This is a genomic window from Micromonospora sp. NBC_01740 (assembly GCF_035920365.1).
GTDB lineage: Bacteria > Actinomycetota > Actinomycetes > Mycobacteriales > Micromonosporaceae > Micromonospora > Micromonospora reichwaldensis.
The window spans coordinates 5615248-5632941 of sequence record NZ_CP109150.1; the positions used below are offsets into that span (position 1 = coordinate 5615248).

Consider the following 17694-nt stretch of genomic DNA (forward strand, 5'->3'; position numbering starts at 1 on the left):
TGACACGCGGACCGCGCGTCGTCCGTGGCAGCCGGGCACCGGAAGCCGACCGACTGTAGCGTCGCATCAGTCCGCCCGGCCCTTCTCCGGCTCCCGGACGTCGGCTAGCGTGCCGGCATGCCATCGACGTTGGCCGAGGCGACGGATCCGTGGTGCCTGCGCGACGGGGAGAGCGCGGCGCTGCTGCGCGACCACCCGTGGCGGCGCTTCGCGGTGCTGGGCGACAGCGTGGCCGAGGGGCTCTGCGAGCCCGTCGACGGCTATCCCGACGTGCAGTGGGCGGACCGGATCGCCGCCGAGCTGCGCGCCGTCCGGCCGGAGCTGGCGTACCTCAATCTGGGCCTGCGGGGGTTGCGGGCGCACGAGGTGCGCGCCGCCCAGCTCGCCCCGGCGCTGGCGTTCCGCCCCGACCTGGCGCTGGTGGTCTGCGGCGGCAACGACGCCTTCACGCGGGGGTACGACGCCGACGCGGTCGACGCCGAACTGACCGCCATGATCGAGGCGCTACAGGCCGCCGGGGCGGACGTGATCACCGTCGGGATGTTCGACGTCTCGCTCAGCCCCGCCGTGCCCGAGCGGCACCGCGCCGGCCTCGGCGAGCGGATGCGGCGGCTCTCGGCGCACACCGGGGCCCTCGCGGAACGGCACGGCACCCTGCACGTGCGGCTCACCGACCACCCGCTCACCGCCGACCCGACGATGTACAGCAGCGACGGCCGGCACGGCAGCGCCCGCAGCGACGCGGTCGCCGCCGCCGAGACCGTCCGCCGCCTCGGCGCCCACCTCGCGCCCTGACCCGGCGTCGACCAGCCGGTGACGCGGCTCAGCGGTGCTGGACCCACACGTTCGGCTCGATGTAGGTGCCCTGGTCGCGGTCGAGGTCCACGCGCAGCAGGCTGAGACCGTCGGGGATGACGTAGTCCCCGCTGTCGGGGAAGACCAGGCCGGTCCACTGCTGCCACTCGGCGACGGTGCCGGTCATCGTCTGCGACCGGGGCGCCATGGCGATCAGCCCGGCCCCGAGCCGCCAGTGGGTGCGCAGCCAGGGATCGAGCGGGGAGCCGTCCTCCCGGGTCCAGGTGGCGAACCGCTCGATCGGGGTCAGCGGGTAACGCGCCTTGAGGGTGGGCCGCACCGGGGCGATCACCCGCGACCAACCGCGCTGCTCGGCCACCGACCGCAGCGCCGTGAGCAGGTCGCCGGCCAGGCCCTGGCCACGCAGGTCGGAACGCACCTGGGCGGCCATCACCACGAGGGTGTCGGGGGCCTCGTCGCGGTCGTGGCCGGTGACCGCGCGGCGCAGGGAGTCGGTGTAGCCCTCGGGCAGGTGCGCCGGGTCGCCGTCCCAGCGGAGCGGCACCGCCCACCCTGCGGCGACGAGGTCGCCGTCGCCGTCGAGCAGCACGAGTTCCAGGTCGGCGAACACCTCCCGCACCCGGCCGAGGTACCGGCCGACCTGCCGGTCGGCCGTGATGAACGCCGGCCAGCCGCCCGCGAACAGCCGGTCCATCTGGTCACCCGGGCGCGGCCGTGCCCGCAGCGGCTCCACGACGGTACGCATGGACGCCTTCCTACCAGGACGGTCTCCGGTCGCACCACGTCAATAAGTCGGCGCGGCGATCGGCAGCCCGACGCTGCCGGCATCGACGCGGAACCGTCGGCGGGCCATCAGATGTCGGTCTTCCGCGAGCCGACCTGGACGTAGTCGCGGTAGGTGAGGGCGATCAGGTCCGCTTCCAGGTGGTCGCGGTCGGCGTCGTCGAGGATGGCGCCCCACAGGGGTGCGCTGTTGCTGCCGTCGGCGGCGGCGATGACCATGCGGACGATCGTGGGTTCGAGGCCGTCGTCGAGGAGAGCCTCCCGCCACTGTTGCGCGTCCTGCTGTGCGAGCGCATCCAGGCCGGGTTCGAACATGAGATGCGCGGCGAGGGCGATGTGGTCACGTAGCCCGGTGAGGTCGCCGGCGTGGGCGAAGCTCACGCGGATGTACGCCCTCGTGAGCCTGCCCGGCATTCCTTCCTCCTCCTCGGTCGCGGCCTGTTCGACGTCGTGTCGGAACTGGCCCATCAGATGGTTGGCCAGACCGCTGAGGAGTTCTTCCTTGTTCGGGAAGTGGTAGAGCAGACCGCCCTTGGACACGCCGGCTGCCTCGGCGATGTCCGAGACGGGCACCGCGGTGCCATGCCTGCTGATGAGACGCGCGGCAGCGTCCAGGATGAGCCGTCTTGTCTCGGCTGCGCTACGCCCAGCGGTCCGTGCCACGATGACGTCCTTCCTCCCCGGTACGAACCCGGGGTGTCAGTGCTCCGCTGGCGCAGCGTCCCTGTCGTTCGGGATGAGCGTGAAGGCCACGATCGCGGCGATCACCATGACCGCGCTCGCGATCAGGGTAGTTGCCTGCATGGCGGACACGAACGCCTCCTGCGCGGCCTCCAGCGCCGCGCTGCCGGGCTCCAGGACCGTGTCGGCCGCCGCCAACGAGTCCTCGGCCCGGATCGCAACCCCGTCGGCGACACCTGCGGGGAGGGTGAGGTGGAAGCGGTAGAGCACGGTGATGACGGAGCCCAGGATGGCGATGCCGAGGGCGACGCCGAGCTCGTAGGCGGTCTCCGCGACCGACGCCGCCGCGCCGGCCTTGGCCGGGCGGACCGCGGACACCACGGCGTCGACGCTGAGGGTCTCGGCCACGCCGATCCCCAGGCCCAGCGGGACCACGGCGAGCAGCACCCAGCCCAGTTGCTCACTGCCTTCCAGCGCGGCCAGGATCGCCAGTCCGACAGCCCCGGTCAGCAGGGCGACGGCGATGGCTCGTCCCCGCCCGAGCCTGGTGAGAAGGAACCCGACGGCCGCGACCGCAGCCATCGCCGCTACCGCCGCGGGCAGTTGCGCCAGTCCCGCCCGCAGGGGACTGAGTTCGCGGGCGAGTTGGAGGTACTGGGAGAAGAAGAACAGGACGCCGCTGAGGGCGAACACGGAGATGAAGTTCACCAGCACCGCCCCGCTGAACGCCGGATTGCGGAACAGGTCCACCTCGATCATCGGCGAGTCGACCCGCCGCTGACGGCGCAGAAACAGCACCCCGCCGACCACGCTCGCCACGATCGCGACGGCGGCGGTGACGCCGAACGTGCCTCCGGTGAGCTTCTTGACCGTGTACACGAACGGGATGATCGTCAGCATCGACAACCCGCTGGAGATCAGGTCGAACCGGCCGGGGGCAGGGTTGCGGGACTCGGGCAGGAGCCATCCGCCGACGATCAGCACGAGCAGCATCACCGGGAGGTTGATCAGGAACACCGAGCCCCACCAGAAGTGCTCCAGCAGCGCCCCGCCCACCAGCGGGCCGAGCGCGATGCCACTCGCCGCCGCGGCCGACCAGATCGCGATCGCCCGCGTCCGCTCGATCTGATCGGTGAAGATGTTCCGGATCAACGACAGCGTCGAGGGCATGATCGTCGCACCCGCCACGCCCAACAGCAGACGAGCCGCGATCAACGCCTCCGCCGAGGGAGCGAACGCCGCCAGCGCCGAGGCGAGTCCGAAAGCGGCCGCACCGACGAGCAACAACCGCTTCCGCCCGATCCGGTCGGCCAGGTTCCCCATCGTCACCAGCAGACCGGCCAGGGCCAGGGAGTAGATGTCCCCGATCCACAGCACCTGCGTCGCCGTCGGCGACAACTCCGCGGTCAGCGACGGCACCGCCAGGTAGAGCACCGTGGCATCGATCGCCAGCAACGACACGGCGCCAACCAGCACGGCCAGCGACGCCCAGCGACGCGTGGGGCTCAACGCCGCACTCATCCGCATCTCCCTAGAACTAAACCGTCCCGCCGGTACAGTTTTACCAGGGAGGAGACCGGAACGACGAACCGCCCGGCTGGTGCAGGCGTACCGGATCACCGCGTCGGTGCTGGTGAGACTCGCCGAGTCCGACGTGGCGCGGCTGGCCGCCGACCGGGCCGTGGCGGTGACTCCGAGGTGGCGCGCGGCGGCCCGGCGCCGGCCGGCGTGGCGCACCTGGCCGCCCTGGCGGGCCTGACCCGGTGACCGCGCCGACCGGGACCGTCCGACGACGCCGTCCCCCGTTGCGTCGACGTCGTCGACGGGCGGTGCCGCTCGCGACGGCGGATCACTCCCAGCGGAAGTAGCGGGCCGCGAACCCGCCAAGCACCACGGTGAACGCCGCCATCACGGCCAGGTGCAGCAGCGTGGGCCAGGAGCCCGCCCAGGCGTCCTGCACGGCCTGGGACGCGGCGCCCAGCGGGGTGAAGTCGGCGATCTTCCGCACCAGGTCGGGCATCAGCGGCCCCGGCGTCCACACCCCGGCGAAGAACATCATCGGGAAGTAGATCAGCTGGCCGACCCCCGACGAGGCCCGGGCGCTCGGCGTGACCGCCGCCACGAGCAGCGCGACGGCGCACATCGCGCTCGACCCGAGCGTGAACGCCAGCACGAAGCCGACCACGTTGCCGGGCGGGGAGACGTCGAAGACGGTCGCCGCCACCAGCCAGGCCAGGCCGCAGGCGACGAGCAGTGCGGCGACGTTCACGGCCACCTGCGCGACGAGCAACGCCATCGGCGAGACCGGGGTGGTCGACAGCCGGCGCAGGACGCCCCGCTCGCGGTAGCTGGCCACCACGGCCACCAGCGTCACCATCGTCACCGTCGCGATGGCCAACGTCATGGTGATCGGCAGGTAGATCTCCACGGGACGCCGGCCGCCCAGTTCCTCCGACGGGTCGCGGGTCCCCGGCATGGCCAGGCCGAGCACCAGGATCAGCAGGGCCGGGAACGCGATGGCGAAGAACGTACCGACCGGATCCCGGAGGAACAGCTTCGCCTCGACGCGGACGATCTTGGCAAGGGCGGTCATCAGAGGCTCCTGGCAGAGGTGAGGGAGAGGATCGCGTCCTCGAGGGTGGGCCGTTCGACGCCGGGCACCTGGGCACCCGCGATCAGGTTGCGGGGAGTGTCGACGGCGACGACCCGGCCGGCCACGACCACCGCCAACCGGTCACAGAGGCGCTCCGCCTCGTCCATGAAGTGGGTCACCAGCACGACCGTGACGCCACGGTCCCGGACCTGCCGGACCAGCTCCCACGTGTCCCGCCGCGCCTGCGGGTCCAGGCCCGTGGTCAGCTCGTCCAGGATCGCCACCGACGGGTTGCCGACCAGGGCGAGCGCGATCGACAGCCGCTGCTTCTGGCCGCCGGAGAGCTTCGCGAACACCGTGTTCCGTTTGGCGGCCAGGCCCAGCTCGTCCATCAGCTCCCGCCAGTCGGCCGGGTGCGGATAGAACGAGCTGTAGAGGTCGAGCGCCTCCCACACCTTGATCCGGTCCGGCAGCTGGCTCTCCTGGAGTTGGATGCCCAGCTTCCGCCGCACCGCCGCGCGGTCCCGGTACGGGTCCAGCCCCAGCACCCGTACCGTCCCCGAATCCGGGGTCCGGAGCCCCTCGACGCACTCCACGGTGGTGGTCTTACCGGCGCCGTTCGGGCCGACCAGCCCGAAGATCTCACCCTCCTCCACGCTCAACGACACGTCGGCGACGGCCACCTGGTCGCCGTACTGCTTGCGGAGGTTGCGCACCTCGATGACTGACATGCCGGCAACGCTAGGAATCTCCTCGGCCGCGGATAATGGGTCCAGCCGCCCGATGGGGGTGTACCCAGCCCCACCCCTGGTCGGTAGCCTGCCCCGATGCGGTGGCGGTCGGTGCGGCGAAGACTCGACCCGTGACCCGCTTCGTGCTCGCCGTACCGCGCTGCGTCGCCCTGGTCGTCCTGGTCGCGGCCGGGTTCGCCTACGGGTACCTCCTCGTGGTCGCCGCCACCCTGGTGATCCCCTACCCGCTCGTCCTCTCCGGCCAGTTCCGGCTGACCGCGCTGGCCCGCCGGCTCGCCCGCGCCTGGGCCGGAGCGGACCTCCCCGAGCCCGTACGGTCGCCACCACCCGCACCGCACCGGCGCGCGGACGGCTGGTACGTCCACGGGGACACGGTGTTCAGGTCGCCCCGGGTGCCGGCGTTCCTGCTCACGCTGGACCACCACGCGAAGGACCCGACGCTCGGCCGGGAATGGGCGTGGCTGATGCTCACCCCGGTCACCGGCGCGGTCCCGATCCTGGTGCCACCCGCGCTGATCGCGGCCGGCGGGTTCCTGCTCGCGTCGCCCCCCTGGCCGCCCGCGTGGTCGGTGCCGGTGGCCGCCGTGGCCGTCGTGGCCGCGTTCCTGCTCGCGCCGGGCGCGCTGCGGGCGTACGGGCTGTGGGCCGGCGTGCTGCTGGGGAGCGGCGAGCCGCCGCGGACGGCGGTCGGACGCTGGGTCACCCGGGCGTCGGCCGCGACCTGGCGGACGGCCGGCCTGGCCGGGCTGTCCCTCGCCGCGTTCGGCGGCCTGCTGCTCAACCTGCTCACCGCCGCCGTGTCGTGGGGTGGGCTGCTGCCGTACACCCTGCCGGCCACACGGTCGGTGGTGGAGCTCTACCGACGCCACGTCCGCCGGTGGACGGGCGCCGACCTACCCGCGCCGTACCGGCCGTACCCGCCGCCGCCCAGCCCCGGCGAGGACGGCAACTACCGGGTCGGGCGGGTCCTCTACACCGATGTCGTGGCGGCCGTCCAGGGTCAGCGGCCGGGGTGGCTGCTCGGCGACCCGGCCACCTGGCGGGACCAGCTGTGGGCACTGGGCTCGCTCGTCCTGGCCCCGCTCTCGTTCGTTCCGGCGGTCCTGGTCGGCTTCGGGTTCTACGCCCTGTTCTGCCAGCCGCTGACCTGGGCGAGCTGGGCGGTGCCGATCGGCCTGTCCACCGGCTACTGGGTCACCCCGTTCTACCTGTGGTTCGGCTTCGAGCACGTCGGCCTCGTCGGGTCGTGGTTACCGGACTGGGCGAGCATGCCCCTCGGGCTGGCCATGGCGTTGCTCGGGCTCGGCCTGGCCGGGCCGCTGATGAGGCTGCGACTGGCGTGGGACCGGCTCCTGCTCACCCCCACGGCGGCCGCCGTGCTCGCCTCGCGGGTCGCGCACCTCGCCACCACCCGGGCCGACGCCGTCGACGTGCAGGCGGCCGAGCTGCGCCGCATCGAACGCGACCTGCACGACGGCGCCCAGGCTCGGCTCATCGCCGTCGGGCTCGGCCTGGCCGCCGTCGCGCGGCTCATGGAGACCGACCCGGCGCGGGCGCGGCTGGTGCTGGCGCAGGCGCAGGAGACGTCCGCCGCCGCGCTGGCAGAGCTGCGCGACCTGGTACGCGGCATCCATCCGCCGGTGCTGGCCGAACGCGGACTCGGTGACGCGATCCGGGCGATCGCGCTCGACACCCCGCTGCCGGTGGACGTGGACGTCGACCTGCCCGGCCGGCTCGACGCGCCGGTCGAGTCGGCGGCCTACTTCGTCACCTGCGAGGCCCTCACCAACGCGGCCCGCTGCGCGGCCCACATCTCCGTCTCGCTGTCGTACCGCGACGGGGTGCTCCGGGTGGTGGTGGCCGACGACGGTCCCGGCGGGGCCGACCCGGCCGCGGGGACCGGGCTGCGCGGCGTCCGACGGCGGCTCGCTACATTCGACGGAACCCTGACCCTGCACAGTCCGCCCGGCGGACCCACCGTCGTCACCATGGAGATCCCGTGCGCGTCGTCCTCGCCGAAGACCTCCACATCCTGAGAGACGGGCTGGTCCTGCTCCTCGAGAGCCACGGCTTCACCATCGCCGAGGCCGTCGGCGACGGGCCGTCCCTACGCACCGCCCTGGCCCGGCACCGGCCCGACGTGGCCATCGTCGACGTGCGGCTGCCGCCGACCTTCACCGACGAGGGCCTCCAGGCGGCGCTGGCCGCCCGGCGGGACGTCCCCGGCCTGCCGGTGCTGGTGCTGTCCCAGCACGTCGAGCAGCTCTACGCCCGGGAGCTGCTGGCCGACGGGGCCGGCGCGGTCGGCTACCTGCTCAAGGACCGCGTCCTGAACGCCGACCAGTTCATCGACGCCGTGCGCCGCGTCGCGGCGGGCGGCACCGCGATGGACCCCGAGGTGATCGCCAAGCTGCTGGCGGCCAGCGGCACCGCCTCGCCCCTGGCCCGCCTCACGCCGCGCGAGCGGGACGTCCTCGAACTCATGGCCCAGGGGCGTTCCAACGCCGCCATCTCGCAACGGCTGTTCCTCAGCGAGAGCGCCGTGGGCAAGCACACCGCGAGCATCTTCGGCAAGCTGCGCCTCCCCCCGTCGTCCGACGACAACCGCCGCGTCCTCGCCGTCCTCGCGTACCTCAACGACGCCTGACCTCCGCGCTCCCCGGCGTGGAGCCGCCACCGAGACAGTCGCGGCCGGCGCCACCGCACGCCCGCGCGGCCCGCGCCACCGCCGACGCTGGCGGCACGGCTCCGGCGGGCCGACCATGCGGATGGCCCGGCATGACAGGCGTCGATAGGATGCTCTCCGTGACGACGCCGCTACCTCGCCCCGGCACGGCACGGACGGCAGCAGAGTTCGTCGCCCGGCTGCGCGGCGTCAAGGCGTGGTCCCGGCTCTCCTACCGGGCGCTGGAGCGGCGGGCGCGCAGGACCGGGGACCAGCTGCCGGCGAGCACCGTCGCGACCTCGCTCAACCGGGTCTCGCTGCCGTCGGAGGAGGTGGTCGCCGCCCTGGTGCGGGCCTGCGGCGGCGATCCGGCGGCGGTACGGGAGTGGGTGGAAGCCCGCCGCGCGTTGACCCTGCCCGACCACTTCGTGTCGGCCGTGGGCACACCGGGACAGAATCCCGACCCGTCCGCCGAGCCGGGAGCCGCGTCCCCGGCGGCACCCGCCGGGGACGAGCCGGACAGGCACGCCGGCCTCCGCCCGGACGGGCCGGCCGCGCGGCAGGTGGCCCCCTGTCTCCTGCCACCGGACCTGCCGTTGTTCGTCGGTCGGGACAGCGAGCTGTCCGAGACGCGTCGGCTGCTGGACCTGGCCGCCTCCGGGCCGGTGACCATGCTGGTCAGCGGGCCGGCCGGCGTCGGCAAGACCGCCTTCGCGGTACGCCTCGGGCACCTGCTCGCCGCGCAGTTTCCGGACGGCCAGCTCTACATCGACCTGGGCGGGTTCGGCGACGAGCCGCTGGAGCCGAGCACGGTCCTCGGCGCCTTCCTGCGCGCGCTCGGCGTGCGCGGAGGCACGGTGCCGTCGGACCTGATGAGCCGGATCCACCTCTACCGCACCCTGCTTGCACAGCGGCGGATGCTCATCATCCTGGACAACGCGGCGAGCACCCGGCAGGTCACCGACCTGCTGCCGAACGGCGGTCGGTGCGCCGCCATCGTCACCAGCCGCACCACGCTGGCGGACCTCGGCAGCCGCCGGCTGTCCCTGGGCACCCTCGACCAGGCCGCAGGGCTTGCGCTGCTGGGTGAGATGTTGGGTCGCGAGCGGGCCGCCGCGGAGCCCGCCGCGGCCCGGTTCATCGTGCAGACCTGCGGCGGTCTGCCCCTCGCGGTGTGGGTGGCCGGGGCGCGCCTGGCCGCCCGACCGCATTGGCCGCTGACCAGGGTCGCCCAGGCGCTCGCCGACGAGCAGCGCAGGCTCGACGAACTGGCCGTCGGTGACGTCGCCGTACGGGCCAGCCTCGAACTCACCTACCGGGGAATGACCCCGACGGCGCAGCGGGCCCTGCTGATGCTCAGCCTGTCGCCCGGGCCGGACTTCGCCACGTGGACGCTGGCCGCACTGCTCGACACCACCCTCTCCGACGCGGAAGCCGTCCTCGACGACCTGGTGGAGGTGCACCTGGTCGAGATCGGGGCGGTCGGTGCCAGCGGATTCCGCTACCGCCTGCACGACCTCGTGCGCCTGCTCGGCCGGGAACTGCTGGAGCGGGAGGTGCCACGGCAGAGCCGGACGGAGGCGCTCACCCGGCTGCTCAGCGCGAGCCTGCAGCTGACCGACCTGACCGCGGACGCCCTGAAGGCGGACTTCCAGGGCAGTCCACCGGCCCACCTGGTGTCCTGGCGGCTCCCGGCGGCGGACACCGACCAGTTCGTCGCCGATCCGGTGGCCTGGTTCGACGACGAGCGCCGCTTCCTCACCGCCCTGGTCGACCAGGCGCTCGACGACGCCGGGAGCGGACCGGCCGCCGGGCCAACCGCCGGACTCGCCGCCGGGCTGGCCGCCGGGCTGACCACGTTCTTCCAGGTCCGCAGCCACTTCGACGAGTGGGAACGGCTCCAGGGCCGGGCGCTCAAGGTCGCGCTGCACGCCGCGGACCAGCGCAGCGCCGCCGCGCTCCACCGCTGCCTCGGCGAGCTCACCACCGTCCTGGACCGGTACCCGGAGGCGCTGGGCCACTTCGAACAGGCCCTGCTGCTCGCCCACGGTGAGGACCCCGCCTTCCTGGCCAGCGCCACCGCCGGCCTGGCGTACGTGCACCGGCTGCTCGGCCAGTACGACCCGGCGGTGCGTCACTTCGAGGAGGCCGTCGAGCTGGCTCGGGCCACCGGCAACGTGAACTGCCTCGTCTACGCCACCAACGGCATCGGCGTCATCGACCTGGAACAGGGACGGGTCGACGCCGCCCGGCAACGGTTCGAGGAGTGTCTGGGGGTGAGCCGGGCCGCCAGCTACCGGCCCGGTGAGGCCCAGGCGTTGCGGTGCCTGGGGCAGAGCCACCGCGCCCTCGGCGCGTACCCGGTCGCCGCCGACTGCTTCCGACGGGCCGCCGCGATCAGCGAGGACCTCGGCGACCGGCTCTCCGCGACCCACGCCAACTGCTGGCTCGGCGACGTCCTCGCCCGCCAGGGCGAGCACGTCGAGGGACGTCGACTGCTGGCGCGGAGCCTGTGGACCTACCGCGAGTTCGGCAACCTGTGGGGCGAGGCAGCGGCGGCGTACGCGCTGGCGGAGGCGCAGCTCGCCGCCGGCCGCCCGGTGCAGGCCCGCCGGCGAGCGGAGGCCGCCGTGGACCTGTGGCGGCGGGTGGGCTCGCGGAATTGGCTGGCCATCGGCCTCGACACCCTTGCCGAGGCGCACCGCCTGGCGGGGGACCCGGCCGCCTCGGCCCGGATCCGCGCCGAGGCGTCGGCCGTCCGGGCCGCCCGGACGTAGCCGGGACGGCTCGGCCCGGACGGCTCAGACGTAGCCCGGCCGGCTCGGCCCGGACCGGCTCAGACGTAGCCCGGTCGGCTCGGCCCAGGACGGCTCAGGCGAGCTGGTCCAGCGCCCGGGTGGTGTTGTGCGCGACGATGTCGAGCATGCCGGCCCGGTCGGGGAAGTCGCCGTCGAGCAGGCGCAGCGGGCCCGCCACCAACGAGAGGTAGGTCGCGAGCCGGTAGAGGCGCAGCCGGTCCTCGTCGAGACCGGGCACGGCCAGCGCCGGATAGTCGTCGCCGAAGCGCAGCTCGAGGAAGGCGTGCTCCCACTCGACGTCGAAAAACATGGTGCCCTCGATGTCGACGAGCACCGGGCGGTCCCGGTCGTCGACCAGCACGTGGTCCGGGCCCAGTTCGCCGTGGATCAGTCCATGGCGGGAGCGGGGCGCCACGGCGGCGTACCGCTCGGCCAGGGCGTCAGCGAGGCGGTCCCGCACGGCCGCGACCCGCTCGACCCGGGCGGCGGCCTCGGTCAGGTCGCGCAGCGCCCGGTCGAGGACGAGCCGCTCCACCGGCCGCCCCGCCGTCGGAGTGTCGAACCCCGGGCGGCCGTACCGGTCGCGATGCCGGGCGTGCATGTTCCGGACGGCGTCGCCCAGCCGAGCCAGCACCGACCCGGCGCGGCGCGGGTCGCGCCGGCGCAGGTCGTGCAGGGTGCCGCCCCGGACGTGCTCCACCACGGCCACCTCGCCCGGCAGCAGAGTCGCGGTGGGGCGCAGCAGGAGCCGGGGCACCCGCACCCCGGCGGCGGTGAGCTCCCGGTGCGCCGCGGTGAACAGGCCGGCCCCGGTGGCGTGCCCGAACGGGTCGTCGGGTGCCGCTGCCGCCGCCGGCCAGTAGTCCTCCCCCGGGTGCCAGACGTAGGCGACGCCGGTGGACCCGTCGTCTAGGGTCAGCCGGTAGACGCCCTTCTTCGTGCCGCCGGTCAGCCGCCGCACCGAGACCAGCGCCCGCCCCCGCCCGAACGCCGCCCGCGCCACCGGCAGCAGCTCGTCGACCGTCAGCCCCACCCGCGCGCCACCCACCCGGCTATCCTGCCCGGCGGGCTCCCGCGGCGGGAGATCAGGCGGCAGGCGTCCCGCCCCCGCCGCGCACCGCGACCACGCGGCGGCGCCGGGCGAGGAGCAACAAGACTCCGCCGCCCACCACCAGGGCGAGACCGGTTCCCGCGACCAGTCCGACCCGTGGCCCGGTGATCGGCAGGTCGCCCCCGCCGCCGCCATCGCCATCGCCGCCGCCATCGCCGCCGTCGTCGTCCCCGGCACCGCCCTTTGCCGCTACCAGGACCGCGAACCCGTCCCGGTTGTCGCTGTCGTCCACGTCCGCCGCCGGCACGGCGACGGCGTTCGCCGGCAGCTCGGTGCGCGGCAGACCGGAGCGGCCGTCCGTCCACGCCGTCAGGCCCTCGACCTGCACCGTCCCGCCCGCCAACGTGACGGGTGCCTTCGTGGCGGCCGCCACCGTCACCAGATCGTGCAACTCGACGGCGGAGTGACTGCCGTCGGTCGGGTCGGTGTCCTGGCCGGCCGGAATCAGCGCGAGCGTGTCGTAGGTGCAGACGGCGGACCGCCGGTCGCGAGCGACGACGCACTCCTTCGGCGGTCGGGTGAACGTCACCGCCTCGGGCAGGCGCAGCGTGACCTTGATGCCACCGACCGCCTTGCGGCCCTGGTTGACGATGCGGTACCGCACCGCGCCCGTCTCACCCGGCTGCAACGTCCCGGTGGGTTCGAGCCGGCCGCCCGCACCGATGTGTACCGACTGCTTCACGTCCGGCGCCACCACCGACAGATCGGCCTCGGGGTCGTCGACCAACCTGAGCGTGAACCACTTGGGGGCAGCGGTCTGCGTCGGCTCGTCGCCCCAGGCCATGCCGGCCTCGACGGAGAACCTGCCTTCGTAGGGCTGCTGGTTCTCCTGCACGTTGACGTCGAAGGGAAGATCCACCGTCTCGCCGGCTGCCGGCAGCAGCTCCGGAAGCGCGTTCGGACCGATCCGGCAGTACCAACCCGCGGCATCGCCGTCGCACTCGCCGGAGCCACCGCCCTCCGGCCACATCAGTGAGATCCCGTCCGGCCAGTCCTGCTCGCCAGGACGGACGTAGAAGATCGCCTCTCTCGGCGTCCTGTCGGTCAGATTGGTGAGCCTGAGGTGGATCCGCTTCTTCCCGACCCCCGACGGGACCGTCGTACCGGTCACGTCGAACGTGAACTTCGGATCCGCGTTCGCCGCCGCAGCGGGACCGCCGGGGACGGCCAGCCCGGCGAGGACGAGCAGCGTCACCGCCGCCGTGCGCGACAGCCATCGATGACCAAGACCCATGGCGGGCTCCTTCAGACAGGCGGCGATCGTCGTCGACGACCCCCAGTCAAACCGCTCACATCGACTCTTGCAAACGTCTGCGCGGCGCGGCGTGCGGGATCCGCCGGAACTCCGCACCCGGTCACCGGGGCGGGGCGGGGGCGAGCCGCCGCGCCGCGCGGCGTCAGTCGACCACCAGCAGGCCGGAGAGGAGGACGCCTCGGGCCAGGTTGAGCACGCCGTCGCAGCCGGGGAAGCCGGTACGGATGCAGGCGCCGGCGGCCCGGCGGCCGAACAGGTACGGGGCGATGCTGTACGGCACCTCGGCGGCGACCGTCTCGCCGGTCCCGATGTGCACGAAGTCCAGCCCGACGTCGTCGGCCTTCACGTACTCCTGAAGGATGAAGCCGCCCCGGTCGACGGCGCGGGTCAGCCCGTCGCGCCACGCGTCGGCGTCGGTCTCCCGGCCGATCAGCACGTCCATCCCCGCGGAGCCGTCGGCCGGCTTCGCCACCAGGCCGGCCCGGTCGGCGACCGCCCGGTCGAGCAGTTCCGCCGTCAGCGACCAGGTACGCGGCACGTACCGGTGGACGAGGTCCCGGTCGGCGGCCGGCAGCGTGTCGGCGTCCTCCCACAGCCAGGCGAAGGCCCGCTTGTTGGCGACCAGCCACGCCGCCGTCGACACCCACATCGGCACCGTGCCCGCCGCCAGCGCCGCCGCCAGGGCGTCGACCCCGGCGCTCGGGGTGACCCGGTTGGGCACGAAGAGCCGGAACACCCCGTCGACCGGGGCCCCGCCGGCGACGAGCCGTTTCCGGCCGTCCAGTGTGACCTCAGAGACCGGTACGACGACCAGGTCCATGCCGCACGCGGCGGCCCGCTCGACGACCGGCGACAGCAGCCGGATGAACCGCTGCGGGTCGTCGAGCCCCGGGTAGTCGGCGTCGAAGTCGATCAGCATGGCGACCCGGGCGCCCTCGGGCAGGCCGAGGCCGGTGCGGATCGCGGCGAACCGCCGGTCCACGGCCGAGGGTGCCGCCGCGAGGCGGACCCGGTCGGTGAGGCCGCGCCGCCGGTAGACGTCGACGAAGCGGCGCACGGTGGTGTCGGCGTCGAACGCGCCGCCGAGGCTGCTGTCGATGTTGTACTCGACGAACCGGGGCACCCCGTCGCTGAGCAGCACGTCCGGCCGGAACGCGTCGAGCAGCGCCTCGGTCAGCGGCTCGTCGTCGTCGAGCAGCCGGGTCTCGCCGTCGGACACGTTCAGCAGCCGGCGCAGCTCCCCCGCCGTGCCGGCCCGCCGCCGGCACGCCTCGAAGATGAGCTGGGCGAGGCGGTCGGAGACGGCGTTGAGCACACCGAGCGACGTCTCGTCCATCACCGGCGGGCGGGCCAGCCGCCACTGCTCGTTGTACGTGGCCCGGCCGTCGAAGACCTCCCGCCAGGACTCGGCCCCGGCGGCCACCATCTCGGCGCGCACCGGCGCGGGCAGGTCGAGCCACGCCCGCGCGGCGGAGGGCCAGCGGTAGTCGACGTCGTCCACTCATCCCTCCTTCATGACGTGTCCGATGGCGGCCCGGAGCTGCTCACGGCTGGGCTGCACGGCCCGGTCCAGCGCCGGGGCGAACGGCAGCACCGCGCCGTCGGGGCGGGTGACGCGGCGCGGCGGCGCGACCAGCCGCACCCGCTCGACCATCGTCGCGATGATCTCCCCGGCGATGCCGCAGGAGCGGTTGGCGTCGTCCACCACCACCAGCCGCCCGGTGCGCCGCAGCGACTCGGCGAGGGCGTCCCAGTCGAACGGGTACAGCGTGCGCGGGTCGAACACCTCCACTGACACCTGGTCGGTGAGTTCCTCGGCGACCGCGAGGGCGTCGTGCACCAGGTGCCCGACCGCGACCACGGTCACGTCGTCGCCGGGCCGGTGCACCCGGGCGCGGCCCAGCGGCACCGGGGCGAGCGCGGCGAGGTCCACGTCGGCGCGGACGTCCAGCGCCCCGGCGGGGGCGAAGACCACCACCGGGTCGTCGCAGCGCACCGCCGACACCAGCAGCCCGTACGCGTCGGCCGGGGTGGCCGGCACGACGGTGGTCACCCCGACGTGGGCGAAGAGGCTGTACGGGTGGTCGGAGTGCTGACCCGCCCAGCCCGCCCGCGAGCCGGAGCCCGGCACCAGGTACGTGACCGGCACCGCGCACTGCCCGCCGGTCATCAGCGGGAACTTGTGCGCGTGGTTGACGATCTGCTCGAAGACCAGGAACAGCAGCGACGGGATCTGGAACTCCACCACCGGTCGCATCCCGGCCAGGGCCGCCCCGGTGGCGAAGCTGGTGAACGCCTGCTCCGACAGCGGGGTGTCGCGCACCCGGTCCGGGCCGAACCGCTTGGCCAGCCCTGCGGTGACGTTCGAGGCGGCCACCCGGATGTCCTCGCCGAGCAGGAACACCGACTCGTCGCGGGCCAGCTCGTCGGCGAGCGCCCGGGTGAGCGCCCTGCGGTAGGAGAGCCTGGGCATCTAGCCACCTCCGGTGCGCGCGGTAAGGCCGCTGGCGTACAGGTGCGCGAGGGCGTCGGCCGGGTCCGGCTCCGCGCTGGCGAGCGCGAACTCGACGGCCCGCGTCAACACCTCCTCCACCTCGGCGTCCACCCCGGCGCGTGCCTCGACGGGCAGCCGCGCGCCCTGGATGTCCACCGGGTCGCGGGACCGGCCCCGGGTCACCTCGTCGGGCGGGCGGTAGTCGAGGCGTACCGCGTGTTCGAAGGTGTGGTGGGCGTCGAAGCGGTAGGTGCGGGCCTCGATCAGCTCGGGGCCACCGCAGGCGCGCATCCGGTCGATGGCGGCGCTCGCGGCGTCGCGTACCGCCTCGGGGTCCTGGCCGTCGACGACGGCGGCCGGGATGCCGAACGCGGCGGCCCGGCCGGGGATGCTGCCGGCGACCGCGCCCGCGACGGGCATCGTGGTGGCGTAGCCGTTGTTCTCGCAGACGAACAGCACCGGCACCCGCCACAGCGCGGCCAGGTTGAAGGCCTCCAGCAGCATCCCCTCGTTGACCGCGCCGTCGCCGAAGAAGCTCACCCCGACGATGTCGTCGCCCCGGCGGCGGCGCGCCCAGACCGCCCCGGTGACGATCGCCCCGGACGCGCCGACGATCGCGTTGGCGCCGAGCACGCCGACCGCGAAGTCGGCGGCGTGCATCGAGCCGCCCCGGCCGGCGTTGAGGCCGGTGACCCGGCCGCACAGCTCGGCCATCATCCGGGCCGGGTCGGCGCCCTTGGCGAGCACGTGCCCGTGCCCCCGGTGCGTGCCGGCGACCACGTCGTCGGCCCGCAGCGCGGCACACACCCCGGCGGCGATCCCCTCCTGCCCGAGGTACGGGTGGATGCCGCCGACGACGTGCCCGGACCGGACCAGCTCGATCGCCCGTTCCTCGAAGCGGCGGATCAGCCGGACCGCCCGGTAGAGCCGGACCGGGTCGGCGTCGGTCACCGGCCGCGCCCCTGCTTGACGGCGGCGAGGATGTCGTCCCAGAGCCGGGCGCGGGCGGCGAGCGCGGTGTTGACGGTGTCCGCGCACTCCTGCCACCTGGCGTCGTCGTCGCCGCACAGGTCGGCCAGCATCTGCATGGCCATCGGGGTGTGCTGCTCGCCGTCGACCTCGATGTGCCGCTCCAGGTAGTCGACGAACGTGTGCAGCCGCCGGCTGCGCTCGTTGACCGCGACGACCTGGGTGAACATGTCGGGAATCAGGTCCTCCCGGCCGAAGGCGAAGGCGGCGGCCTGGCAGTGCACCGGGGTGCTCTCGATGATCCGCCAGGTGGTCGCGGCGAACGCCGCCGACGGCGCGGGCACCCGGGCCGCCACCAGCGACTCGGCCACCGGTCGGCCGGCCCGCAGCAGGTCGATCAGCGTGTCCACGGCGGTGGTGTCGGCGCCGGCCTCGCGCATGCCCCGCACGTACAGCTCGAAGTGGCTGATGTGGCCCTCGCCCAGCTCGTCGCTCTCCTCCACCATGACGATGTCGTTGATCAGGCGGCGGCTGCCCGTCGGCCCGGTGGGGATCCACGGCACGGTGACGCAGGTGAGCTGCCGCTGCAACGACGTCAGCAGGGACATGAAGTCCCAGACGGCGAAGACGTGGTGCTCCATGAAGGTCACCAGCGCCTCGTGGGTGTCGAGAGCGGCGTAGAGCGGGTGCCGCACGACCGCCTCGCGGCGCTCGCCCACCGCCTTCTCCAGCCGTTCGATCCCCGGGTGCGTCCTACCCCAGTCGTACCGTGACATG

General features: G+C 73.9%; 15 protein-coding genes and 1 pseudogene. 5 read left to right on the forward strand and 11 right to left on the reverse strand.

The genetic code is table 11. The annotated features are described in order from the left end of the window. Positions 1-117 precede the first annotated feature (117 nt). Entirely contained in the window at positions 118-795 is a 678-nt protein-coding gene (locus tag OG989_RS24860) for an SGNH/GDSL hydrolase family protein (RefSeq protein ID WP_151455049.1), read from the forward strand. Positions 796-823: 28 nt separating this feature from the next. Here OG989_RS24860 and OG989_RS24865 read toward each other — a convergent pair whose 3' ends face one another. From OG989_RS24865 to OG989_RS24875, 3 genes are all read right to left on the reverse strand, one after another. Then, complete coding sequence (locus OG989_RS24865) at positions 824-1561, reverse strand: hypothetical protein (protein WP_327028638.1); 738 nt, start codon at positions 1559-1561, stop codon at positions 824-826. Positions 1562-1668: 107 nt separating this feature from the next. Continuing rightward, positions 1669-2262, reverse strand: a complete 594-nt coding sequence (locus tag OG989_RS24870; RefSeq protein ID WP_327028639.1) for a TetR/AcrR family transcriptional regulator — start codon at positions 2260-2262, stop codon at positions 1669-1671. A 36-nt stretch (positions 2263-2298) separates the two neighbouring features. Continuing rightward, positions 2299-3801: an MFS transporter gene (locus OG989_RS24875; RefSeq protein ID WP_327028640.1), complete on the reverse strand. Its 1503-nt coding sequence runs from the start codon at positions 3799-3801 to the stop codon at positions 2299-2301. Positions 3802-3880: 79 nt separating this feature from the next. On the opposite strand from OG989_RS24875, the gene OG989_RS24880 reads away from it, so the two are divergent. Then, on the forward strand, positions 3881-4039 hold the full coding sequence (locus OG989_RS24880; RefSeq protein WP_327028641.1) for a hypothetical protein: 159 nt from the start codon (positions 3881-3883) through the stop codon (positions 4037-4039). Between the two features lie 90 nt (positions 4040-4129). Here the strand turns inward: OG989_RS24880 and OG989_RS24885 are convergent, their stop codons facing one another. After that, the gene (locus tag OG989_RS24885; RefSeq protein WP_151455052.1) at positions 4130-4873 is read right to left on the reverse strand and encodes an ABC transporter permease; all 744 of its coding nucleotides are present in this window, start codon (positions 4871-4873) and stop codon (positions 4130-4132) included. Between the two features lie 29 nt (positions 4874-4902). Continuing rightward, positions 4903-5604, reverse strand: a pseudogene (locus OG989_RS24890) (ABC transporter ATP-binding protein); the annotation flags it as partial. Positions 5605-5735: 131 nt separating this feature from the next. Between OG989_RS24890 and OG989_RS24895 the strand changes: the two are divergent. The 3 genes from OG989_RS24895 to OG989_RS24905 all read left to right on the forward strand — a co-directional run bounded on the left by OG989_RS24895 (position 5736) and on the right by OG989_RS24905 (position 11067). Continuing rightward, entirely contained in the window at positions 5736-7661 is a 1926-nt protein-coding gene (locus OG989_RS24895; protein ID WP_327028642.1) for a sensor histidine kinase, read from the forward strand. Next, positions 7625-8272 carry a response regulator transcription factor gene (locus OG989_RS24900; RefSeq protein WP_151455055.1) on the forward strand — a complete coding sequence of 216 codons (648 nt, stop codon included), beginning with the start codon at positions 7625-7627 and terminating at the stop codon, positions 8270-8272. Before OG989_RS24895 ends, OG989_RS24900 begins: the two co-directional genes overlap by 37 nt. 158 nt (positions 8273-8430) lie before the next feature. Continuing rightward, on the forward strand, positions 8431-11067 hold the full coding sequence (locus OG989_RS24905; RefSeq protein ID WP_327028643.1) for an ATP-binding protein: 2637 nt from the start codon (positions 8431-8433) through the stop codon (positions 11065-11067). 94 nt (positions 11068-11161) lie between these two features. Here OG989_RS24905 and OG989_RS24910 read toward each other — a convergent pair whose 3' ends face one another. Genes OG989_RS24910 through OG989_RS24935 form a run of 6 tightly spaced genes read right to left on the reverse strand, consistent with a single transcriptional unit; the run spans position 11162 to position 17693 of the window. Beyond that, positions 11162-12136, reverse strand: coding sequence for a phosphotransferase (locus OG989_RS24910; RefSeq protein WP_327028644.1), 975 nt, complete (start codon positions 12134-12136; stop codon positions 11162-11164). Between the two features lie 37 nt (positions 12137-12173). After that, a complete protein-coding gene (locus OG989_RS24915; RefSeq protein ID WP_327028645.1) occupies positions 12174-13550 on the reverse strand; it encodes a hypothetical protein in 1377 nt (458 codons plus the stop codon). A 46-nt stretch (positions 13551-13596) separates the two neighbouring features. Next, positions 13597-14955 (reverse strand): hypothetical protein, encoded by a 1359-nt coding sequence (locus OG989_RS24920; RefSeq protein ID WP_327028646.1) that lies wholly within the window; start codon positions 14953-14955, stop codon positions 13597-13599. Then, complete coding sequence (locus OG989_RS24925) at positions 14956-15927, reverse strand: alpha-ketoacid dehydrogenase subunit beta (RefSeq protein ID WP_327028647.1); 972 nt, start codon at positions 15925-15927, stop codon at positions 14956-14958. It abuts the gene before it with no gap. Then, positions 15928-16899: a thiamine pyrophosphate-dependent dehydrogenase E1 component subunit alpha gene (locus tag OG989_RS24930; protein WP_327028648.1), complete on the reverse strand. Its 972-nt coding sequence runs from the start codon at positions 16897-16899 to the stop codon at positions 15928-15930. After that, positions 16896-17693: a DUF3050 domain-containing protein gene (locus OG989_RS24935; RefSeq protein ID WP_327028649.1), complete on the reverse strand. Its 798-nt coding sequence runs from the start codon at positions 17691-17693 to the stop codon at positions 16896-16898. Before OG989_RS24935 ends, OG989_RS24930 begins: the two co-directional genes overlap by 4 nt. Position 17694 lies beyond the last annotated feature (1 nt).

Bases quoted from the DNA above. Each gene is read 5' to 3' on its own strand.
- OG989_RS24860 (WP_151455049.1), top strand. From the start codon at position 118: ATGCCATCGACGTTGGCCGAGGCGACGGATCCGTGGTGCCTGCGCGAC.
- OG989_RS24865 (WP_327028638.1), bottom strand. From the start codon at position 1,561: ATGCGTACCGTCGTGGAGCCGCTGCGGGCACGGCCGCGCCCGGGTGAC.
- OG989_RS24875 (WP_327028640.1), bottom strand. From the start codon at position 3,801: ATGAGTGCGGCGTTGAGCCCCACGCGTCGCTGGGCGTCGCTGGCCGTG.
- OG989_RS24885 (WP_151455052.1), bottom strand. From the start codon at position 4,873: ATGACCGCCCTTGCCAAGATCGTCCGCGTCGAGGCGAAGCTGTTCCTC.
- OG989_RS24925 (WP_327028647.1), bottom strand. From the start codon at position 15,927: ATGCCCAGGCTCTCCTACCGCAGGGCGCTCACCCGGGCGCTCGCCGAC.
- OG989_RS24935 (WP_327028649.1), bottom strand. From the start codon at position 17,693: ATGTCACGGTACGACTGGGGTAGGACGCACCCGGGGATCGAACGGCTG.